The following is a 23,386-nucleotide window of genomic DNA, read 5'->3' on the forward strand; positions in this document are numbered from 1 at the left end:
ATGGCCCTCGACAAGACCGAGCACGGAGCAATCACCTCGAGGAGGAAGACATGGTGTCTGTAAGTGTCGTCATTCCCTGTTTCAACCTGGGCGCCTTTCTGGACGAAGCCGTGGACTCGGTACTCGCCCAACGGTTCGAAGATTACGAGATCATCGTGGTCAACGACGGCTCCACGGACACGGAGACCCTGGCGCGCCTTGCCGCCCAGGAAGGCAAGCCGAACACGACGGTCTTCCACACCGAAAACCAGGGCTTGCCCGCCACCCGCAATTACGGCATCGAGCGGGCTCGTGGCCGCTACATTTCCTGCCTGGACGCCGACGACCGCTTTCACAAGGATTTTTTGGCGGAGTGCGTCCCCGTTCTCGAAGGCGACAGCGCCGGCGAGCTGGGCTTCGTCACCACCACGGTCAAGGTGTTCGGCGCCCAGCGTGCCTATTGGTACTGCTCCGATTACGATCCCGTCAAACTCCTGGTGGAGAACGTGGTTCACGCGGCCTCCCTGTTCCGTCGCACCTGCTGGGACGAGGTCGGCGGATACGCACGCAACCTCAGCGGCTTTCAGGATTGGAACTTTTGGATCGCCATCGTGGCCAAGGGGTACCGTTGGTCCCTGGTCAAACGCCCGCTGTTCCAGTACCGAGATCGCGAGGGCTCGATGATCAAGACCTCCGAGACCAAGCGCCGCGATCTCAAAGCCACGATCGTCGCGAACCACCTCGAATTCTTCCGCGAGCACGTGGCCGGGATGGTCGCCGAATACGAGACCCAGATCGCCGAAATCCGGAGCCAGAGTCACGAACGGGAAAACGAGGTCGCCCAGCTCTCGTTGGAAAAGCTGAAGTCGTTGTTCGCCGCCTACGAAGGACTTAAGGCCCGCTGCACCCGATTGGAACAGGAACTCGCGGCGGCGCGGTCGTCCTCGAGCTGATTTCCACCGTGTTTCTGGTTTCCAGATCAGCGGTGAAGAGGGACCAAATCGAAGCGAATCACTTGAGAGTTCCCGCATTTCGAGAGCGGCGTCGTCGCGGTAGGTTGGGCTGCCAGCCCGACACTTCGGAGCGACGCATCCGAGGAGTTCCCGAACGTTGAAAAGGGATACCATGCCAGGTAGATACACCAGGGGGCGGTAAGCCCGGATGTACTTTTCGAAGCCACCAATGCACGCAGTTCCCGCATTTCGAGAGCGGCGTCGTCGCGGTAGGTTGGGCTGCCAGCCCGACACTTCGGAGCGACGCATCCGAGGAGTTCCCAAACGTTGAAAAGGGGTCCCATGCCAGATAGATACATCAGGGGCGGTAAGCCCGCCGGATGTACTTTTCCAAGCCACCACTGCACGCAGTTCCCCCATTTGCGAGAGCGGCGTCGTCGCGGTAGGTTGGGCTGCCAGCCCGACACTTCGGAGCGACGCATCCAAGGAGTTCCCAAACGTTGAAAAGGGGTCCCATGCCAGGTAGATACATCAGGGGCGGTAAGCCCGCTGGATGTACTTTTCAAAGCCACCAATGCACGCAGTTCCCGCATTTCGAGAGCGGCGTCGTCGCGGTAGGTTGGGCTGCCAGCCCGACACTTCGGAGCGACGCATCCAAGGAGTTCCCAAACGTTGAAAAGGGGTACCATGCCAGATAGGTACATCAGGGGCGGTAAGCCCGCTGGGCCGACTTTTCAGAGCGACTTGGCGGCGAATAAAACCGATACAACAGAGCGGAGCCCCCAATTTTCGAGTGATCCGCGGAAGCGAAATACAACCTCCTGCCGACCCTAAGTGTCGGGCTCGTCGTTTTTTGCTCAATCGAAGGTGAGGAGCTCCGCTCCCGGGGCCATTCTGATCGGTAACTTGGGTCGCTTCGACATGTACATCCGGCGAGCTGACCGCCCCTGCTGTACCTGCATGACGTCTCTCTTCCTGCAGAGACTTTGAAAGCCAGTCACTTCGAGCGGGTGCGATCGAGGAAAGGGGTAGGCTCCGCTTTTAGGGGTATGTTGCTGAAGCTGCGTGGGTCGCTTCGATTGGTGGAGCAAGCTGCTCCACCGACAGGCTCGACGTCTCTCTCACGATGCGGGGAGTTTGGACTTTTCGGCTTTCGATTGGAGTCGTCAGGGGAAATGATCGACTTCTCTCAATTGCGTAATTGCTTGCTGTTGCTTGGGTTGCTTCGATTTGTCGGCCCGGCGGGCCAACCTACAGGCACGACGCCCCTCTTGCGATGCGGGAACTTTGGACTTTGCGGCTTCGGATTGGGGTCTCGGGGGAGATTCTGCGCTTCGCTCTTTGGCGTAATTGCTTGCTGTTGCTTTGGTTGCTTCGATTAGTCGGCCCGGCGGGCCAACCTACAGGCACGACGTCTCTCTTTACATGCGGGAACTCCGCTAACCGATCACTTCGCTTGGGAGGGCGCGCTTCGCTCTTTGGAGTAACCTATAGACGTGGCAAATGTTGCTTCGACGCGTCGGCCCGGCGGGCATACCGCCCCCGTGACCAACCCACCGCAATGGCAACCCTCTCCAGCATACGGGAACTCCTAGGCTGAATCACTTCGAAAAGTACATCCAGCGGGCTCGCCCAGTGCTACGCGGAAAGGGTGCCCATCGGTGCCGGGCGATGCGCTTTTTGGCCGGAATCGATCGGTAACTGCAGAACGAAGCAGGCCCCGGAGCCGATGCCCTCGCTGCGCACCGAAATGCGTCCCTGCATTTCCGTCATGGCATTGGCGCAAAAATGCAGACCGAAACCGTGCCCCTCTTCCTTGGTGGTGTATCCATAGGAAAAGAGCTGCTCCGCCTTTTCGTTGTGGATGCCGATGCCGTTGTCGCGAATCTGGATTTCGATCTCGTTGTCCTCGGTGACCAGCGAATGGATCTGAATGCGGCGTTCGCGAGGATCGGACTTTTTCTCGGTGGCCTCGATGGCGTTTTTGAGAAGGTTGGTGATGACCTGCATCAGCTTGATCTTGGCCACCCGAATCGCGGGCAGAGGTTTGAGATCCTGCACCAGCTCGATCGACCGGTTGTGGATCATGTTGGCCAGAATGCGCACCCCGTCTTCGATGACCATGTTGACATCGACCATCTCGTAATAGCCTTCGACCTTGGCGTAGGCTTGCTGGGTACGCACGATCTCGTTGATGTGGTGAATCTGGGCGCGCAACTGGTTCACTTCCTTCATGACCTTTTCCTGGTTGCGTTCCATGATGCTCAGGGTGCGGCTCAGGGTTTCCGGCACCTTGCGGCCCTGCTCCGTTTCGATCAGGAAATGGGCCATGTCGTCGCGATTGGCTTCCATCACCTGAACGAACTTGCGCAAGAAACCGCTGGCGTCCGATTTCTGGACGATGGTCACGATCATCTCGGCCGAGACATTGATACTGTTGAGAATGTTGCCCACGTTGTGGAGGATCCCGGTGGCGATCTCGGCCATACCGGCCCGGTGGGCCGTTTCCACCAGTCGCTCCTGGGCTTCGACCAGCTCGGAGTTGGCCGATTGCAGGGCACGGGTGCGTTCGTTGACCAGGCGTTCCAATTCTTCCTGCTGCCGCGTCAGCCGCGCCAAGCGGCGAACCACCACGCCGAAGACCAGGATGCCGATGCCGACCAGGCCCAGCAGACGGAACCACCAGGTTTCCCACCAGGCCGGCATGATGTGAAACGCATAGGAGGCGATGTCGCTTTGCAGGCCATCCTGGGTGGCGGCCCGGACCTCGAATCGATAGCGACCGGGCGAAAGGTTGAAGAACCGGACGTGGGTGTCGGTGGTCGGGGCCGACCATTTACCCTTGTTCAATCCCACCAGCCGAAACGAAAAGCGCACCTCTTCTTCCTTGCGGAAATGGGGGGCGGAGAACTGGAACTCGAGATTGTTGCGATCGTGGGTCAGTTCGGCGGAACGAGCCAGATTCAGGTTCAACTCGTTGGCGTTCACGGTCTCGAGATACACCGGAAGCGCCGTCGCGGCCGGTGGTTCCTGGTCGGGATCGTACCGCGTGATACCGGAAGAGGAACCGAACCACAAGTTGCCGTTCCAATCCTCGATGACCGTCGCGGCGGCGCCCTCGTCCTCGGCCATGCCGTCACGCGTGGAATAGTGTCGGATCCTTCCATCCTCCAACACGTCCAACCCGCGGTTGTGACCGAACCACAACGCGCCGTTGGATTGACACAGGACCTGCCAGCCGTAATTGCTGCCCATGCCCTGTTCCGTGGTGAATCGGGTCAGCTCCAAACCCTCCACCCGAAACAGGCCGTGCCCGTTGGAAGCGGCCCAAACGACGCCGTCCCGGTCGCAATCGACGGCCCAGACGGTCACGTCGCTGTATTCTTTGAAGGTGTGGATTTCATCGGTCTCCGGGCGGAAGCCGATCAGGCCGCGATCGCTGCCGAGCCACAACATGCCGGTCTGATCTTCCACCACGTCGTAGACGGTCGGTTCCAGGAGCGGATGGCCCTCGGGCATGCGGACGATCTCCCCGTTCTCGTAACGGGCCAGGCCGATGGAGTTGATCCACACGCGATCCTTGGAATCCACGAAGACCGACCGAACGTAGTCTTCCTCCAATCCGTCCACGATGGTGTAGTTGCGAAGGCCGCCTTGGGGATCGATGGTGGTCAATCCGCCGAACGTGCCGTAGAACATCGTGCCGTCCGGAGCCTGGGCGATGGAGAAAATGCGCTGGCTGAGGAATTTGGAGGTATCGAACGATTCGATGCGGTAGTCGCGCGTCATGATGTTGAGGCCGTCGCGGGTGCCCATCCAGAAGGTACCCTTGCGGTCGATGTGGAGCGCGCGCACGAAATCGTTGGCCAGACCGTGATAGGTGGTGTAGTAGGTGAACGGGCTGGGCGTGTATTTGGTGAGGGCGATGTCGGTACCGAACCAGAGGTTGTTCTCGCTGTCGGCGATCAGGGAGAAGGTATTGAGGTTGGGCGAACCGGCTCCCGCATCGATATCGATGATTTCCTCGGGCTCGAGCAGGCCCTCGGCCTGGGTCGATTCGTAACGCAATCCGAAGACGCCCTGGGTCGCCGTGCCGAACCACAAAATCCCGTCGGGCCCCATTTCGCTGCACGAAATCTCCGATGAAATCACCCGGTCCCGCACCCGGAACAGGAGAAACCGCCCGTTGGCGTACACCAACAGGCCGCGATTGGTCCCCAGCAGCAGGCGTTTGTCGGGCGCTTCGATGAGGCTGCTGATTTCCAAATCCTTGAAGAAGGTTTTCACGGGCAGAACCGAGACCTGATCGCCGACGATCTCGGAAACCTTGGTATTGGTGGCCACCAGGATTCGGCCGTCCGAGGTTTGATAGACCGCGTTGCACTGCAGTGAAGGCAGGCCGTCTTCGGTGGTGAAGACGCGTGTCTTTCCGTCGACCACCCGCGCCAGTCCCGAGGTGGTCGCCACCCACAACCGCTTTTCGCGATCGAGCAGGATGTCGGCGACGTTGCATTCGGCCCAGAACGGGTCTTTGGCGAAAATGTGAAAGCGATCGTCGGCATCCAGGCGATTCAATCCGTTGCGGGTGCCGACGAGCAGGCGTCCCTTGGCGTCGTGGTGGATGTCGGTGATGAAATTGCGCGACAGCCCGTGTTCCTTGGTGTAGATCCGCCAATGAGAGCCGTTGTACCGGCCCAGGCCGCTGTAGGTCCCGGCCCAGATGAAACCTTTTTGGTCCTGGTAGAGGCTGAGTACCTGGTTTTGGGGCAGGCCCTCGTTCACCGAGTAGGATTTGAGATTGACGTTCTGGGCGATTCCTTGAACACCGATCAGAAAGAGCCCGACCCAGGGTCCGCGGCGAAAGACGGACAAACATTTTCCAAGAAGTACAAAGACAGCATCTACGAGAGAAACAAACGCTTTTTTCATATCGCCCGGAAAAGTGATTTTTTTCTTTGGCGATTTGCTACCCGTCGCCGACTTTAAGAATACCACTATTGATGGGTCCCACTGAAAACGAACCTCGTACCTATTTCCAGGTTGCCCCGTCCGAACCGTTCCGGCACTGGGCTCCTCCACGCGCCGATTTTCGGAAACCCCGAAATTCGGGGCGGTCGAGAGAGGGATGATCACCGGCCTACGCCCATTTTTCGAGGCTCGGAAACGGGGAGTTTGGAGTCGCGGACCAGCAAAAATCGCATCCAAAAATGGGGCCTACCATAAGCAGATCCTCCCACAGCCCCTCACACTTCATTATCTCAATACTTCAAGCATGTTACGCCAATGACGAGACAAAAAAAGAATTGCGTTTTTTTGCTCGCCAAGACAAGGGCTGTCTTGCCACTGTGAGAAAATATATATGTCGACAGGGAGGAACGGCCCTTCACTTTTTCGCCGCGCCTGCTCCCCCTCTCCACACCCAGTCCACCAGGGAGGCAACCCCATGCAAGTCCCCGAGCTGTCCAAGGAAGACGTGGCCCTGATCATTCCCCAAACCCAAGAAGTCGAAGAGCCCATCAAAGGCGGCCAAAAAATCGTCTTTCCCTGCAAGGTCAACAACCACCGCATCGCGCTCAAGTTCCTGTTGGCAGCCGTCGGCACCATTTACGAGGACATCACGTTCGAGGTGGATGTCTCTCAGGAAGTGCTGGCCCGCACGCGGCGCGAGGTGGACATCATCGCCAGTTGTCGTTCGCCGCACGTCATCAAGTTGGGTTCGATACCCATCGGCTACGCCAGATACGGCCCCCAGGAATTGATTTACTTTTCCGAAGAGTACGTGGAGGGTCAAAACCTCAAGGAGTACATCCGCGAACGGAAGGTCCTTTCGCTGCACGAGGTCTGCCGGCTGGGCATCGAGGTCACGATGGCGATCGCCGAGCTCTGGCGTTTCGCCAAAATCCATCGCGACATCAAGCCAGGCAACATCATGCGCCGCAGCAACGGCCAGTTCGTGTTGCTCGACATGGGCCTGGCTTTCGACGTGATGGTCGAGTCGCTGACCATGACCGGCCTGATTACCGGTACCGCCATGTACATGTCGCCGGAGCAGACCGAATCCCACAAAAAGCGCCAGATGGATTTCCGCTCCGACCTGTTCTCGCTGGGCATCGTGCTCTACGAGGCGCTTACCGGGCGCCACCCCTTTTTCGATCCCCGCCGCCGTCCTTCGCACATGGACATTCTGGAAGCGATTCTGGTCGCCGATCCCGAAGATCCCGAAATCCACCGCCCCGGCATTCCGCCGAGGCTCAAAGAGACCGTCATGCGCCTGCTCGGCAAGGAACCGCACCTGCGATTCCGCGATTGCCACCAGGTGATTCGGGCCCTGGAAGGAGTCCGAGAACAAATAGGAGGCCGATAATGAACCTTTTTGCACAACACGGGTACGGAAAAACCGACAAGATCGAAGCGGGCTTGGCGGGCGACGCCATCGAAGGCGTAATCCTTTCGCCCAAGGACGAGAAGCCGGAAGATCTGGAGAAGTTGGTGACCGAATTGGATCGCGATTTTCCCAAGGCCCAGTTGTTGATCGACCCCCAATTCTACGTGTCCACCACCGTTCCGGCCAAAGACGGAAACCTTCCGCTCTATCCCTACTACCGCGGATCCCTGTCGCGCAAGGACCTGCTCCCGGCGAGGCACCTGACCAAGTTCGCCCGGCAGACGCTGGACTACCAACGCCGCCTGCCGGTGGATTTTCTGCTGTCGGCCACGGTCCCGTTCGACGACTTCACCGATCCCTGGTGCCAGACGGCGCTGTCGCTGGCCCAGGAGTCGGCCGAATACGCCCACAAATTCCCGCGTCAGCCGCTGCTGCTCTCGCTGGTCATCGACGAAACGGCGTTCCGTCACGCGAGCTCCATGAAGGAGTTCCTGGACATGGTGACCCTGTTCGACGTCGCCGGCTTCTACGTGATCGTGAAGCGCAGGGACGCCTATTATTCCCAGCAGATCGAGACCAACATCCTGGAAAACATGCTGTATTTCACCCACGTGCTGGGCGATCTGAACGATTACAAGGTCGTGTTCGGCTATACCGACCTGATCGGGCTGCCGATCCAGGCGGCGGGCGCCTACGCCACGGCCTGTGGTTGGTATCAGTCGCAGCGGTTTTTTCATTCGGATAAGTTCAAGCCGATTCACGGCGGCCGCAAGCCGCGGCCGCGCTACACGTCGCTACCGCTGATGAATTCGGTCCTGTTCGTGCCCGAACTGTCGGCGATTCAAACCAAGGGCAAACTGGAACGGGCGCTGTCGGATACTGAGATCGACCACCACCTGGCCGAAGATTTCTCGGAAGCCTCGACCCACTGGTCGCTGGGGGTGGCCACGCTGCATCACTGGTCCTGCATTCGCCGAGTCCTGGCCAAGATGAAGCGGGGCGGCAACACCAGTGATCGATTGGACGTGATCCAAACCATGATCAGCCGCGCCGGAGCTTTGTACGACCAGCTCCTCGAGTCGGGCATCACGTTCGAGTATCGCTCGGGCAACAGCCACTTGGCCCAGTGGAACATCGGCATCGAGAATTTTCGAACCACGATGCGCATCTGAGCCGCGTCGTGACCGCCACGGCGGCGCCCACGGCCGCCGTGACCGCTCGACCGAGACCCGATCGATGAACGCCGCTGCCCGGATTCGCGCAACAGCCTGGATCCGGGCTCCAACCGAGCCTGCTCGACGCTACCCATCGGCGAGCGGGACGCTTCTGCATGGGTTTCTCACGGCGATCGTCTGGCCACCGATCGCCGGTTTGAGCTATAAAGACCTCACCGAAGCACCCGAGAGGAGCGAGCCATGTCGAATCCCTGGATCGCCGAATGCCGCAACGTGCTTGCGATCGGCCGAAACTACGTAAAGCACATCGAGGAATTGAACAACGAGATTCCGGAGGTCCCGGTGGTCTTCGGCAAATCGGTCTCCTCGCTGACCGACGCGTCTGCGTTGATGTTTCCCCGCGGCCTGGCCCCCATCCACTTCGAGCTGGAAGTGGTGCTGCGCATCGGGGTCGACATCGAGCCCGGGACCTTTCGCGGCTTGGATCAGGTCAGTCACGCGGGTCTGGGCATCGATTTCACCGCCCGCGAACGTCAATCCCAGTTGAAGGCCAAGGGCTTGCCGTGGCAATTGGCCAAGAGTTTCCAGCACGCGGCCTACCTGGGGCCACTGTGGGAACAGCCGGACCTGACCGAAAACATCGCGTTCCAACTCTTTCAAAACGAGGCATTGCGACAACACGGCGAGACGCGCTTGATGATGTTCGACTTCGTCACGTTGCTGGGTTTCATCAACCGTACCTTGCCGCTGCGAGCGGGCGACCTGGTCTACACGGGCACGCCGGCCGGGGTCGGCCCGGTGGCGGAGGGCGATCGACTGCGGCTGACCTGCAGCCAACTGGACACCGACTGCCGCCTGACGGTCGGCTTTTTCGACACCGAGTCGACTTAGCGGCTCGAAGTACCCGCATCCCGAGAGGGCCGTCGTCGCGGTAGGTTGGCCGGCCCGGCCGACACTTCGAAGCGACCCACCCAGGTAGTCCCCGCATCCCGAGAGGGGCGTCGTCGCGGTAGGTTGGCCGGCCCGGCCGACACTTCGAAGCGACTCGTTCAAAGAGTTCCCTAACGTCGAAAAGGGGCGCCGTGCCCGGTAGGTTCAGCGGCCCGCTGAACTTTTCGAAGCGATCCAAGCGAGGAGTTCCCGCATGCTGCGAGGGTCGACATGCCTGCGCCACCAATCGAAGCGACCCAAGCGCCGAGAGAGACTGACGCCAACAAGCGAAGCCCAGAAACCTCCCAAAACACCATCCCCGAAGCGATCCAACCATGCAGTTCCCGCCGAAAAAGAGAGTCGCCGTACCCGTAGGTGAGTCGAGCCGCGCAGGCTGCCAGCCGTACCGGACCGGCTCCACCAATCGAAGCAACGTCTGTCTGGACTTCTTTTGGAACCCGAGAGCGAAGCACAAAATCACTTCGATGTGCTGATCACGACGAGACGATCTGCCCACCGGCTCGGCTGTAGTTACGCGCGTATTCGGGCACGGCGATGCCGGGAGCCAGACCGTCGGCCGCAATCGGCTCGCCCGCCTGCAAGGTGAGCGGGATGACGCCGGCCCACACCGGCAGCGCGTGATCCTCTTCGTCGTCGATGGGTCCACCGACCCGAATTTTGGACGAACCCTCCTCGATGGAGAAGCCGATGACCTGGGTCGCCTTGAGTTCCGCGGCGTTCGGTGGGCGGACTTCTTGACCGCGACCAGGAAAGACGTGGTCGACGAAGTGCATCAGGACGCGATGCCTGGTATCCGCATCTTCCACCACCTGGCCCTTGGCGTAGATGACCACCGAGCGGTAGTTCATCGAGTGGTGAAACGCGGACCGCGCCAGAACCAGGCCGTCGAGAAGGGTAATGGAAATACAGGCCTCGCCACCTCGAGCCAGGGCCTGCAACATCCTGCTCTTGGTCGCGCCGTGGATGTAGAGGCGATTGCCTTCCCGCCAATGGATGGTGGGAATCACGGCGGCCTTGCCCTCGAAGACGAAACCCACGTGGCAAATCAAGGCTTCATCGCAGATGCGGTAAAGCGTTTCGTGGTCGTAATGGCCGCGCTTCGGAACGCGGGTGACCCGGGTTCGCGGGGACAGCAGGCTGGATTCGCCCGTCTTGTGGGTTTCCTGCTCGCGGTTCGGAGATTCGCTGGCATGGGTCATGGTTCACACTCCTCGTCTCGGACTTTGAAAATCATGTTAAAGTGCCAATGGCCCCAACCAAAGATCCAATACCGAAAAATATATAGGTCCAATTCGCATGACACCCGCACCGAGTTCCACCGATTTTCCGTTGGCCGAGCTGAACACCCTGCGCCTCGATCAGGAGGGCAGCGAGCCGCTTTACCAGCAACTGGCCGATACCATTCGCAACCATATCCTGTCGGGCACCTGGCGGCCCGGCTATCGACTGCCCGCCACCCGCAAGTTGGCGGCGATGTTGGGCCTGGGTCGCAACACCGTGAGTGCGGCCTACGACCTCCTCACCTCCGAGGGGTTGTTGGAGTCGCGGGTGGGTGCCGGATGTTTCGTGTGCTCGCGGCTGCCGGATTCCGCCTTTCGCGACACCGGCCCCGTGGCGGGAGAACCCCAGGCGGGGCCCATCCCGTCCCTCTCCAAGCGCGGCGTGCAGCTCAATGCATCCTCGAGCCGGGCACCGGTTTCCCAGCCCCGCTCTTTCTCGCCAGGCATTCCCGATTTCGAGCAGTTCCCGATCGACCTGTGGGCCCGGCTCCAAGCGCGCCATTGGCGCCAGGCGACGCGGGAAATGATGACCTACGCCGATCCGGCGGGATACGCCCCGCTCCGCGAAGCGATCGCGGGATACCTGGCTGCCTGTCGCGGCGTGCGCTGCGAAGCCGAGCAGGTGTTCGTGGTCAGCGGTTCGCAGCAGGCGATCGATCTCATCAGTCGCTTGCTGTTGGACGAGGGCGACGCGGCCTGGATCGAGGAGCCTTGTTACGAAGGTGCCCGAGGCGCCCTGCGTCAGGCCGGCGCACGGCTGGTGCCGGTGCCCGTCGATGGCGACGGGTTGAATCCCCAAGAGGGGTTGAAGCGATGCCCCGATCCGAAACTGATGTTCCTGACACCTTCGCACCAGTATCCGATGGGTCGGTTGATGACCATGCCACGGCGCCTGGACGTGCTCGCCACGGCCCACGAGCGCGGGATCTGGATCGTCGAGGACGACTACGACAGCGAGTTCCGCTTCGACGGCCCTCCCTTGCCGGCCATTCAGGGCCTGGATCGGCGAGATTCGGTGCTTTACCTGGGAACCTTCAGCAAGGTGATGTTTCCAGCCCTGCGAATCGGCTACCTCGTGATCCCCAAACGGCTCATCGAGACCTTTCACAAGGCGCGCTCGTTTGTGGACAGCTTCACCCAACCGGTGAACCAGGCCGTGCTGGCCGAATTCATTCGAGAGGGTCACTTCTCGAGCCACCTGCGCCGCATGCGCCTGTGCTATCGCCGGCGCTACGAGGCGCTCGGCGACCTGATCCAACGCCACCTGGCCAACTGGTTCCGGGTCGAATCCCAGCGCGGCGGGATGCACGTAACCCTGGTGGCGCAGGAGCCGTTCGACGACGTGGCGTTCTACCGCGACGCGGCCGCAACCGGCACGGTGGTGCGCGCGCTATCCACCTACTTCACCGAAAGGCCCGGCCGCCCGGGGTTGATCCTGGGGTACGCGGGCTTCCCCGAGGCCCAACTGGAGGCGGGCGTGAAACGCATCGCCGCGCTGCTGGCGCAGCGCAGCTACCACCCCGTCGAGGTTGATTCCCAGAGGAACCCCCGCATGCCGTAAGTGACATCGTGTCAGCAAGTTGATCAGGGCCAGTAAGGCAGGGGCGGTAAGCTTGCCAGGCCGGCTTTTCGAAGCCCTTCCGTTCGGTCAGTACACTCTTTTCATGAGCGGAGCATTGACGTTTGCCCATTTCGATCCATCGAACAACCCCCATGCGGGAGCCCGCAAGCGGAGAGAGGCGAGGAGCCTGTAGGTGAGGGAGCCACCCAGGCCAGCCTGCTCCACCAATCGAAGCCACCCACGCAGCATCATGAACATTCGACGAGAAGCGAAGCCCACCCTCTCCCCAATCGCACACCCCCGAAGTGATCAGCTTTCAAAGTTCCCGAATGCCAAAAGCGACGTCGAGCCTGTAGGTTGGCCCGCCGGGCCGACATGTCGAAGCAACATATGTAACGGGAGTAGTTTGCCCCAAAGAACGAAGCGCGCCCTCGCCCCGATCGTACCCAAGCGAAGTGATCGGCTAGCGGAGCCCCCGCATGCAAAGAGAGACGTCGAGCCTGTGGGTGAAGGGGTCGTCCTGGCCGGCCTGTTCCACCAGTCGAAGCAACGGAATCAACACCAAACAATACACTTCAAAAGCGAAGCTCGTACTTCCGCAGAAAACTCCCGGACGAAGCCTCCGGTTAAGGGGTTCCCGCATGTCGAGAACACCAGAGTGCCCAGCGAGCGGGTTCATCCGGGGACGTTCAGTTGCTGATTGGGCCTTTCCCATGTAACGCAGCCAGGCAGTTCTCAAACCAACACGGGAGAGGTTGTTACAGTTGGTGCCTCTTATGTAACAAACTCTGTAAAGATCGAAAATAAGGTTTAAAATCTTCGATGAAGTAAGTTCCGTTCGGAGCGCCCGAATGCCGAGAGATTTGTCGCGCCCGGTAGGTTCATCCGCCGGATGAACTTGTCGAAGTAATCCATCCGAGGAGTTCCAACCTAATTAATGTGCGCCGGGCAGGGCCGGTATGGCAGGGCCGGTAAGGCAGGGCCGGTAAGGCAGGGCCGGTAAGGCAGGGCCGGTAAGGCAGGGCCGGTAAGGCAGGGCCGGTAAGGCAGGGCCGGTAAGGCAGGGCCGGTAAGGCAGGGCCGGTAAGGCAGGGCCGGTAAGGCCGGCGCACCTACCGGGCCATACCGGCCCTGCCTTACCGGCCCTGCACGACGCCCCTCTCACAAATGCGGGAACTCCCAAGCGATTCGCTTCGATTAGTTACCCACTTGAAACCCGGTGGTCGGAATGCCGAACCACCGGCAATCCGGCCCCCGGCCTGGGCGGTGACTCTGTCGAACACGCGCGAACTCTCGAGCAATTCGCTTCGATTGGTATCTGTCCTGAGAACCCAGTGGTCGGCGTGCCAGTGTACCGGTGGCCGGACCATCGCCATTTCGGCCCTCGGCCTGAGCCGCTGCTGCGTGGTATGTCGCTTCGGAGGAGGCCAGAGTGAGGATTTCGCGCTTCGCTCTTGGGCATGGATGCTTGATGATAAATAGGTTGCTTCGACATGTCGGCCCAGCGGGCCAACTTACCGCATCGACGCCTCTCTCTGCATTCGGGCTCTGCGGAAGTACGTTGCTTCGACATGTCGGCCCAGCGGGCCAACTTACCGCATCGACGCCTCTCTCTGCATTCGGGCTCTGCGGAAGTACGTTGCTTCGACATATCGGCCCAGCGCCCTGGGTGCTGGGTCAACTTTGGGACGGCGTAAACAATACCCCACATGGCAATCGCAACGTATGATTTCGATTCATGGTCAATTCGATTGGGTGTCCTCAGGCACCGGTTCGCGTGGGGAGAGTGTAATCCGGAGGGGCTTGGGCGACTGCCAGGTTGAAGCGATTTGCTGTCCTGGTTCAGCCTCCGTCAAGCCCTCCCGGTCCGTTTCGAGAATCGGCGTGCTGGTCGAGGACGCGTCAAAGCCGTGGCAACAAGGTATAGAGGATGCCGAAGTTGGCGCTCAACTCATTGTCGACCTGGCCGAGTTGGTCGGCAACATCCACGTATCTCAAGGTAATCGGGTAGCGAGTGTGTCCCTTGGTGGAGGGGGTGTACTTCAGTTCGTAGGTCCAGAAGTGGTGATCTTCCGACCCTGTGGGGAAGGTTTGGTAACTCCCCGCCAGTTCGAAACGACCCTTGAGGTTCACCCAATTCTTGGTACGCACGTCGACACCTACGCCAAGTGTCGCTTTCGAGGTGAATTCCGGATCCAGGGTTACGTCCATCGGATTGTCCTCCGCCGTGGCATCGATGAGAAAGGCGTTGCTGTATTCCTTCAACTCTGTGCCTTCCAGGACCAGGCTGAAGCGCCATCTGGTTTTGTTGGCTTCCTTGTTCAGGTAACCTTGGACAGTGTTGGCTGAGGCCCCGCCATTGGCTCTCTTATAGTCAGCCCAGGAACCAATTCGAGGGGTGACTAATTCGAGGCCCATTTTATACCTTCGCTCATCGCGGCCGACGAGTCGATCGTTTTCGACAAAGTCTACCGACCCGTATAGTTGGTTTTGGTCTGAAACCAACGGTGAAAGTTCTTTTATGACACTTGGATCCCAGTCCTTGAGCAATTGACTTTGATCATTAATTATCTTGTAGACATTTTTGTAATAATTTTTTGTGATAGATTTTATTTTTTTGACCCCTTGTTTTGTAAAATATCGCACAGGTACAGATCGAGAGCTATTGAAAATACTGTCCATATCTCTTTGATTGAATTTTATTAGATTTCTTTCCCATTCAAGAAGTTCTGATTTTCTCACATACTTCTTCCATGAGTTATCAGTAAAATCCATCTTTTGAAAGAGATCGTTTGCTTTCATGCTTATTTCTTCTTGGATTTTCTCCTCGAGCTCTTCGAAGCGAAGCACTTTATTGAAATAGTCTTCCAAGAGTTCCGAGTTCAAGCTTCTGCCGCTCCTGCCCCAACCTGGTCGAAGTAAATTCACACTAAGAGAATGAATGGTGCGATCCAAATCCTTCAAACTTTCCTTCAGTTCACTTTCACGGGTGGATCTTTGATCTTCCGGGTAAGCCGCCAGCATGGGCGCAAACAGAGACGGCTCGAGGACCGTGGTCGCTGCGGCAAATTTGAAGGGGATCTTGTAATGTCCTAGATTGTAGCGAATCGTGGCGGAAGTCCCGTCTTCCGCGGGAGTAGTCTCCACAAATCCGGATAGAGTGGGAAGAAAGTCGTTGATAGTCGTCGCCACGCGATCGCCAAAGGGAAGCGCACCCGAATTGGTTTTGGCCGCATTGTGGTCGGCAGGTTTTTTAATATCCTGGTTCTCAATTTCCGAAGCAATTTCTTTCCAAACTTCATCTTGGAGATCACCGACGGTTTCCTGTCCCCAAACCGTTGTGGCGAAAAGTGAAATGATTCCCAGATAAACAACACTCCGCATCGTCGACCTCCATCAAGGAACGACCAGGACCAAATGGATCCCGCCGGAATGTCCACTGGAGCTGGGAAGAGTGACTGTCAGCGGTGAGCCGGGATGCGCGCTTTCATCACTTGTGTGAAGTGTGGCGGTGATCGTGAGACTTCCCGCATTGTGGACGTGTCCGACGACCGTCAGCACCGATCTCCCTGGAACGAGCTGGTGTTGTTTGTGATGTGGGCAATCGATATCGTCGTCGTGTTCGTCTTGGGGAGAATTGAAAAAACCGTGAACTTCGCATCGAACCCCGGGTGTCGCCTTCACTTTGACTTCAAGACGAGATCCCCTGGGAATATTTTGCCAAATATCGTTTCTAAACATGTTGTACTCCTTTTTTTATTGTGTCTTGTTTATGAGTTTAGAGCGAACAGAAAGTGTGTATTATTTAGTATCTAAGACAAGTGTGATCAGCAATAAATGCACCGGTCTTTCCGAACTAATCGCAAGCCAAAAAGGCAGGTTTCTATCCCGAAACACGGTGACTGCGTGTTTTCACCACAAAGGTCACAGAGGAAACGGAGCCTAGAAAGAACACTTTTCAAGCTGACATCAAGTTTATGTATAGATAATGATGTCAATAAATATCAATTTGAAGATTGCGTATGCTAGACACACTCATACGACAGAGCATTGTCACTATGTGCATGCACACCAAACCCCTTTCGCACTCCTTGATTGGATGCTATGTATCTTCTTTTGAATTAACGAGTATTATACTTAGAATACCCTAATCATAGATTTAGTTGAGGTAGGCGGACCGCTGGATCCCCGAACAACACGTAGTTGCGCATGTCATTGACCGCCAGCCAAGCGTGAACCAGCTCATCGTCGCTCATCTGGGAATCGCCTTCGTTGTGGGACGCCACCAGTTCCAGGTAACGCGCGGTTTTCTCGAGATAGCTTTCCTGGAAGAGGTTCATCGCGTACCCCACCGTTCGGCCTTCAAGCAGGCGTTTCACGAAGCCCTGAAAGGGACCGGTTTGTTCCTGCTTTTGCCGGTTGGCGAAGCTCCAGTTGTACACCGTGTCCACGTGGGCGACTACCGCCCGACATCCGTTTTGGACCGCCAGCATGCGCCGCGGCAGGTGGGCCATAAAAGGTTCGTGGCTTTCGAACAGGCTGCGGTGATGGGGTTCCAGCGGGAAGCTGGAACGTTGGGGGGTCCCCCCACTGTTGCAGCCAAAGAGCAGTGCGAGCATGCCGTTGAAGTCTCGATCCTCCGTCACGTCCTGTCCCGAGAACATCATGCGCGGCGGAATCGCCTTGCCGTGCCATCCTTCCGCCCCCGGATATTCGGCGCATAGGATGGCCCCCTGGAGGTGGCGACGCCGCGCATGCCCCGGTGGCAGCATGACCCCATGGGTTGCCGTCAACAGGAAGTCGGGAGTCAAAGCGCCGCCCATCAGCTTGGAAAGGGTGCGCTTGTCCGCCGCATCCGCCGTCCGCGTGTCCAAGCGAAGGTGAGTCGCAGGAACACTGTTGGCGATGCGCCTACCCAGGGCCTGGATCAGGAAGGCCGCCGAGAGGGCTGACGTCGATTCGTCGGGGTGGATGGTGCCGAACAGGGTTGCTTTCCTACGCGAGGTGGTTCGGTGTTCGTGGCGCACCACATTGCGGGCGTAACGACCGTAATCTTCGGGTTGGTCGAGGGCCAGGCGGCCTACCGAAAACAGGCGGTCGAGGCTGTACTGGGACGAGAAGGCCACCTGGGCCGGGTCCCCGACGAGCAGAAGGTAGTGGGGAACGTCCTCGGGAGACGCCTCGACGGGCGATAGCCCGTGCCGTTCCAGAACCTCTCGCATCGACTCGTCCGGGCGATACGTGAACACCTTGTATCGGCTCCCAACTTGGGCCTGCCGCATCTCCAGCAAGGGGGCCAACTGGGGGATGAGGACCTCACGCTCAGCCTCGGGGAGTGCAATACCCCAGCCGGCGATGGACAGGTCGTCCCACTCCGAATCGGAGAGCGGCGCGAAGAGGCCTTGGAGCTCTCGATCAGGGGACACGACCGCCGGCGTCTGAACGAAACGGGTGACAAAGGCACCCCTGTCGGAGCGTGCCGGTCGCCTGCGAGCCACCGGCGGATTGGCCAAGAGCCGTCCGACCAACTCTGTCATGGGTTGTGTCGGAACGGCAGTCTTGCCCGTATCCGCACGAATAGCGGGGAACGCGATGTTTTTCATGAGCGCCTCCTGGGGGGAGCGAGGTGGTTGGGGTGACGCAAGGAAATGGCGTTGGGTTGGAGCAGCGTTCAGGAGACGTCCACGTTGATCTTGAGCGCGATGCGTTGATCACCCCAATCGGTGTAACCTCCTTCGAGCCAGTGTTCTTCTTCGCGAATCGTAAACACGTTGGTATAGCGAATCTTGTGGTTCGCCTCGATCGCCAGGTTTTCGTATACCTTGATCAACCTGCTGAAAGCCTTTCGGACTTGCTCGAATTTGACCTCGATTCTGCGTTGGTCGTGCTTGGTCTGAGCCAAAGACCTGAACATCGTTGGTTCGACTTCCCGTTGCTTTCGAATGAAATCTATTTCTTGCATAGCCTTGACCGCATCGTGCAAGTCTTGCCTTACTGTCTTTGGGTGAAATTTTGAAGCCTCGTCGAGACGATCGCTTATACCTTTGTAGGCATCTTCTGGAGCACTTCCCGATTCAGGGTTTATTTGAAAGGCCGCAAGATAAATGGACGCTACTTGGTCGGGTGTTCCATAAAAAAGAGGGAGTCCATGAGGGAACTGGTGCACTCTTTCTTTTACTACCTGGTAGACTGGTGATGTCCATGCGTAGAAGAAGTCCAAAATCGAGTTATTGTATCTCGTCGTTTCTCCTAGGAGTTTCCTTTTCTCCCCCACTTTGTGGTGGTTGTCGAATTTCAGAGCTTTTGCTTCACCGGGTTTAACCCGTTGATCTGAATCGATTTCGAAATCAAAAACTTGTTGCTCAGTACTGGACATGTTACTGGTCGAAGAGATTGGAGATGCGAAAAAGTTATCAGGATATCGCTGGTCATAATAGTTGAATCCCAACACCAAGAAATAGATTTCTTGAATCATTTCGCTACCTCGGAGAGAAGCGAATTCCTCTAGATTGACCAATACTTTATTTTGCAAGGCAGAAATCGCGTGTTGCACATCCTTACTCATGTGTTCCTCCGTGCTTTGAATTGGCTGCTTATGTGAGTGAAAACACGGAATAAAAAAGATTGTTGCAACTTATTTGAAAATTATTTTTGGTTCGCCGATCAGGGTGAATCCGGCCCAGTATTTGGGGGCGCGCCAACGCTCGCTCGAGGAAAGCGCCAACTGGGCCGCACGCAACGCTTCCGCCGAGTCGAGACCCTGTGCGAGATGGTGGTAAAAATGCTCCATCAGTGTCGCCGTGGCGTCGTCTTCCACATCCCACAAACTGCCGATCACCCCGGTAGCGCCCGCTTCGAGGAAGGCCACCGAAAGGCCCAGCACCCCTTCCCCTCGAAAAAGGGGACCACCGGCGGTACTACATGCACTGAGCACCATCAAGTTGGCGGACAAGTCCAGATCGGCCACGTCGGCAGCGCTGAGAAAATTAGGGTGGAGCTCCATTCCCCGCACATCGTTCAAGGCGAAAATCAAACCGGAGTGTCCCATGTGCTCGGCGATCTCGACTGCATGGGTGGCCAGGTGGATCAATCGAAAAGACTGCAGGGGTTGGTCCAGAAAGTTGGACAGAGAGGCGTCGAATCCGCTAAACCCTTCGACGCGGGTCTCACCCTCGATCCGCTCCAAAGCGATGCGCTCACGACGGGAGTGAGCCAAGCGGGGAAAGAGAGAGCTGGTTTCGAAGCTTGGGTCGGTCGCCTGACCCACCAATCTCGGATCCTCGAGGCCGAACACGGGATCGGCCAGGACCAGAACGGTCCGTTCTGGAAGGTGCCGTGCGGCGGCCCGTTGCCGTAAGTGACGCCCGATGGAGAGCGAGGGCACGATGTTGAGCACGACGTGCGCGGCGAGGGGACTACCGGAACCGGGCATGTCGCCGGCAGTCACAAGAGGAAGTGCGGCGAAAGGGAGTTTGTAGAGGTGTCCATCCGGAAGGATCACCAAACGGTCCAACCTGGCGATGCGATCGTGATCTGGAAGAAGCTTGGCGGCCAGCGATGCCGCCAGCATGTGGCTTTGCGGGAGGCCGAACAGTGTGGGCGAGGAAAGACTCCGAAGGTAGGGCTCGATCGCGCCCTCGATTTCCTCGCGCGGCGGGAGCAGACCCATCTCCAGGCCCTTTTCGTCCAAAAACCACCAATACCCCTTTTCAGTACCCAGGTAGTAGGCCAACAGCCCCTGACAGGGAAGGAGGAAATCGCCGAAATTGCCTGGCTTGGCCGACGTGAGGAGCTCGGTCGTTCGGGGTGGCGTCGCCGATTGCCGCGCCTTCGGGAGATCCGCCGAACCGTGCGCGAGCGAAGTGGAAAGGTCGAGCGTCTTTCCACCCGAAATCCGCAAAAGTAGGTTGCGAGCCCGGATGCGCTCCTGGGTTGCGAAAGCACGGGCGTCGTAGCCCGCATCGGTGTCTTGGCGATGCAGCGTCCACAGGAGGTGAAAGGCGTCGTCGATGTTGCGATAGGAGGTTTGAAAGTACTGAAACCCCTCGCTACTTCCGGCCGATTTCGAACGAATGGCGTCGACCGCCTCGATGCAGCGATCGAAGGCGGACAAAGCTCGAGCCGTCTGGCCTAAATCGCGCAGCGCGATGGCCTTCACCCAGTGGAGCGTGACCTTGCTCCCCAAGCCAGTATGCTTGGGAAAGCGCTCCTGAGCTCGGGCGATGAGCCTCAAGGCCCGCTCGGGCTCCCCACAGTGGTAAACCAGATATGCCTGATTGACCAAATTGACGGCGCGCGCTTCTTCCAGGTCGTGGGTGCACCGATCGGCCAGGTCGTAGGCACGCGTCAAATGGCGCTCCGCTTCGGCGCAGTCACGGACCTTCCCGAGTGCAGAACCCAGGCGGTCGTGCAGCTCGTGGAGAAAGCAGTCATCGCCGTATCGTTCCCCGAGGTCGATCAAGTGCCGGAAGGACCGAATCGCATCGCCATAGTGGCCACGCCGGAACGAGAGCCAGCCCATTTCCAATTGGGTGCGAAGCCGAAGGGGCTCCGTTCGGCCAAACAACTGCAACGCCTGCGTGTAGGCGACTTCTGCCTTGTCGATATCACCGGAGATGATGTGGAGATAGCCGAGCGCATGGTGGGCGACGGCTTCGTGATCGGGTTGCCCGGCTTGGTGGCGATGGCGTACCACACGATTCAGGTGCCGGGACGCATCCTCCAGCTTGCCCAACTTGAGTTCGAGATAACCGAGACGAAGCAAGAGCCGGGCGCGAAGGTCGGGCAACGTCGTGAGTTCGGTCTCGCCGAGCAAGGATGCGATCGCGTCTCTTGCCGCAGGCCAGAGGGACTCGCGGTCCAGAGTTCCGGTGGTGGCCACCGCCGAAATCAGGGCGGCCGACCCGAAACCGTGCCTGGAAAAGGACGAAGTGGCCTCCAAGGATTCGGCCATATTGCCGCTCCGTCGCATTTTCTCGAAAGCGGCCAGCCAGGGTTCCAACGCAGGGGGAAGGGGCGCGGCAGGGTCGATCGTCACATATTCGAGCCACCATGCGCCCCGAGGCTCGCCTTTCCCTGATTCTGCCGAAAACCCCAAGATCAAGGTTTCGGGGCTCTTCGTCTCGACCTTAAGGGCGGTTGCTGTCGCGTCCAGGGAGGCCAGGGTCGACACCGTCTTTCGTTCGCCCTGGCGTTCCATCCAAACGCGACCGACTCCGGATTCGGTGGCGACCAGCAGATAGATGGTCCGATCCGCAGGCAAAGGGAGCCGCACCCATTCCGGATTCGGTTGATGCCAGCGGCCCTGCAGGCGACGCGGCTCGGTATGGCCAAAGAGGCCAGTGCCGCAGGTCCAAACGATCGCCAGAAGGAGCCCATGACAGGCGCCGAACCCCAATCGTTTGGGTATCATGGTTGTCCGAAAGGCGCGGCAACCGTCAACAGGTACCGGTCCATCGGCCGCCATACCTCTTGGTCCAACCCGAAGGTTTCGACGCGGTAGGTCCCGGGCTTCAAATTCCCCTGCGGGATTACCAGCACGAACGAGCGGTCTTCTTGTCGTTGAAGCCCCTCGATCTCCAATGAGGACGCCCCTTCACCATGGAACACCGCGCGGTATGCGGCATACTCGGCGGCATGGTTCGAGGTGAGGACCAGCGCTAGATCCGCAAATGCCGCCCGCGGGTCTTTCACTCCCCGCTGTGTATTGGCAGGATCGATGGGCTGAAGCATCAAAACCAACGGTGCAGCCAAAATCGGGGCCGGTTTGGCGTTCTTTTCGATGGCGGTACCGAAGGTGCCGAGCAACCAGCCCAGCGCCACCGCGGCGGCCAAACCCAAACCCAGCAGCAGCCTAGGGGAGAAACGAGACGGGGTGGAGTGAGATGACGGCACCCTCTGATGCTCTACGGATTCGGCATCCCGCCGCACCCTCTCGTATTGCAGGAAGCGCGTCCAGGCTTCCTCGTCAGCATCCGGTTGTTCCTGGGCTGAATCTACAGGCTGCGACTCCTTTCGAATGGCCAAAACCAAGTCGGCGCAGTCGGGGCACTGAGCCAGGTGTTCGAGGATCCGTTCTTGGGACTGCGATGCACCATCGCTTTTCGCGAAATCTGCCAATTCCTGGAATTCAGGGTGCCACGTCAGGGTTGTCTTTTGGTTTCGCGCCATCTCGAGTGCTTCGTCGAACAACTGATTCATGCTTGTTTCCCCACTTCCTGGTGATCTTTTTTCAGCGAGTCTGCAACCTTGTGTCTGGCGCGGCTCAATTGGGACTTCACCGTTTGCACACTGATCCCCAGCAGAAGTGCGATTTCTTCGTATTTGTATTCGTTCAGGTAAAACAAAGTGAAGCACCTTCTCATTTGTGGGGACAGCGCCTCGATGGCCAATTTCAAGCCATCCATGCGCTGTTTGAGGATCAAGGCCTTTTCTTGCTTGGGATCATGGTAAGGCGTACCTGACTCCGATTCCTCGATGGGTTGTTCCACGCCATCCCGCTTCGATGCGTATCGATATCTCAGCCAATTCTTGAATACATTATCGGCAATGACGGTCAGCCATGCCAATGAGTATTCCTCACGGGCCGGATCCATCGACCGACTCGCTCGAAAAAACGTCTCCTGGGCCAGCTCTTCGGCAAGGCTCCAATCCTTGATGCGCGCACGAAAATTCCGGTAGATGACGGGGTAGTACTGATCGAAGAAGACGCGAAAATGGGGGTGCGACTCCATATCCATGATGTCTATGCCTCGGTTGCAGAATTGGCGCTACTTGAGTTGTCCGAGCCGGATTCGGACCACGACGTCGAGGAAATTCGAGAGAGAGCGCATCAAAACACGCAGGATTAGCATAGTGTTCCGCGGGGGATCCATAGAGACCCCACTTTCCTCGAAAGAAGCATGGGATTTTCGGGATGCTGCCTAGTTTATATTGTAAGCAGTATATGTCTTTTATTTCAGTGCAAAAATCATTTCATGATCTCTAAAAGTCGACTAAACGTTTTCAATTTGATTTTCATGGCTAACTTCAATGATGTCAGAGTATTGAATGATTTTTATTCTGAGAAAAAGCGAAAAATTGGATGCTTTTGCCATCTACGT

Annotated in this window: 14 protein-coding genes; 5 read left to right on the top strand and 9 right to left on the bottom strand. The window is 58.2% G+C overall.

The annotated features are described in order from the left end of the window. Nucleotides 1-50 precede the first annotated feature (50 nt). Entirely contained in the window at nucleotides 51-932 is an 882-nt protein-coding gene (locus tag J3U87_RS13390; protein ID WP_237383551.1) for a glycosyltransferase family 2 protein, read from the top strand. 1,638 nt (nucleotides 933-2,570) lie between these two features. Here the strand turns inward: J3U87_RS13390 and J3U87_RS13395 are convergent. Beyond that, nucleotides 2,571-5,804: a ligand-binding sensor domain-containing protein gene (locus J3U87_RS13395; protein WP_237383552.1), complete on the bottom strand. Its 3,234-nt coding sequence runs from the start codon at nucleotides 5,802-5,804 to the stop codon at nucleotides 2,571-2,573. Between the two features lie 571 nt (nucleotides 5,805-6,375). Here J3U87_RS13395 and J3U87_RS13400 point away from each other — a divergent pair. The 3 genes from J3U87_RS13400 (at nucleotide 6,376) to J3U87_RS13410 (ending at nucleotide 9,383) form a co-directional block, all read left to right on the top strand. Then, a complete protein-coding gene (locus J3U87_RS13400; RefSeq protein WP_237383553.1) occupies nucleotides 6,376-7,296 on the top strand; it encodes a serine/threonine protein kinase in 921 nt (306 codons plus the stop codon). After that, nucleotides 7,296-8,489, top strand: coding sequence for a hypothetical protein (locus tag J3U87_RS13405; RefSeq protein WP_237383554.1), 1,194 nt, complete (start codon nucleotides 7,296-7,298; stop codon nucleotides 8,487-8,489). Before J3U87_RS13400 ends, J3U87_RS13405 begins: the two co-directional genes overlap by 1 nt. A gap of 243 nt (nucleotides 8,490-8,732) precedes the next feature. Further along, the gene (locus J3U87_RS13410) at nucleotides 8,733-9,383 is read left to right on the top strand and encodes a fumarylacetoacetate hydrolase family protein (RefSeq protein WP_237383555.1); all 651 of its coding nucleotides are present in this window, start codon (nucleotides 8,733-8,735) and stop codon (nucleotides 9,381-9,383) included. Nucleotides 9,384-9,916: 533 nt separating this feature from the next. On the opposite strand, the gene J3U87_RS13415 is transcribed toward J3U87_RS13410, so the two are convergent. Continuing rightward, a complete protein-coding gene (locus J3U87_RS13415) occupies nucleotides 9,917-10,642 on the bottom strand; it encodes a pyridoxamine 5'-phosphate oxidase family protein (protein ID WP_237383556.1) in 726 nt (241 codons plus the stop codon). Between the two features lie 97 nt (nucleotides 10,643-10,739). Between J3U87_RS13415 and pdxR the strand changes: the two genes are divergently transcribed. Then, complete coding sequence (gene pdxR, locus J3U87_RS13420) at nucleotides 10,740-12,284, top strand: MocR-like pyridoxine biosynthesis transcription factor PdxR (RefSeq protein WP_237383557.1); 1,545 nt, start codon at nucleotides 10,740-10,742, stop codon at nucleotides 12,282-12,284. Between the two features lie 1,902 nt (nucleotides 12,285-14,186). Here the strand turns inward: pdxR and J3U87_RS13425 are convergent. From J3U87_RS13425 to J3U87_RS13455, 7 genes are all read right to left on the bottom strand, one after another. Beyond that, nucleotides 14,187-15,668, bottom strand: a complete 1,482-nt coding sequence (locus tag J3U87_RS13425; RefSeq protein WP_237383558.1) for a hypothetical protein — start codon at nucleotides 15,666-15,668, stop codon at nucleotides 14,187-14,189. 12 nt (nucleotides 15,669-15,680) lie between these two features. After that, the gene (locus J3U87_RS13430) at nucleotides 15,681-16,025 is read right to left on the bottom strand and encodes a hypothetical protein (protein WP_237383559.1); all 345 of its coding nucleotides are present in this window, start codon (nucleotides 16,023-16,025) and stop codon (nucleotides 15,681-15,683) included. A 410-nt stretch (nucleotides 16,026-16,435) separates the two neighbouring features. Continuing rightward, on the bottom strand, nucleotides 16,436-17,887 hold the full coding sequence (locus tag J3U87_RS13435; RefSeq protein ID WP_237383560.1) for a hypothetical protein: 1,452 nt from the start codon (nucleotides 17,885-17,887) through the stop codon (nucleotides 16,436-16,438). Between the two features lie 68 nt (nucleotides 17,888-17,955). After that, nucleotides 17,956-18,849 carry a hypothetical protein gene (locus J3U87_RS13440; protein WP_237383561.1) on the bottom strand — a complete coding sequence of 298 codons (894 nt, stop codon included), beginning with the start codon at nucleotides 18,847-18,849 and terminating at the stop codon, nucleotides 17,956-17,958. Between the two features lie 69 nt (nucleotides 18,850-18,918). Beyond that, entirely contained in the window at nucleotides 18,919-21,696 is a 2,778-nt protein-coding gene (locus J3U87_RS13445; RefSeq protein ID WP_237383562.1) for a CHAT domain-containing protein, read from the bottom strand. After that, entirely contained in the window at nucleotides 21,693-22,484 is a 792-nt protein-coding gene (locus J3U87_RS13450; protein WP_237383563.1) for a hypothetical protein, read from the bottom strand. The genes J3U87_RS13445 and J3U87_RS13450 overlap by 4 nt, the downstream gene beginning before the upstream one ends. Continuing rightward, nucleotides 22,481-23,023, bottom strand: coding sequence for an RNA polymerase sigma factor (locus J3U87_RS13455; protein ID WP_337249565.1), 543 nt, complete (start codon nucleotides 23,021-23,023; stop codon nucleotides 22,481-22,483). The genes J3U87_RS13450 and J3U87_RS13455 overlap by 4 nt, the downstream gene beginning before the upstream one ends. Nucleotides 23,024-23,386 lie beyond the last annotated feature (363 nt).

It is taken from the genome of Sulfidibacter corallicola (assembly GCF_017498545.1).
Lineage (GTDB): Bacteria > Acidobacteriota > Holophagae > Acanthopleuribacterales > Acanthopleuribacteraceae > Sulfidibacter > Sulfidibacter corallicola.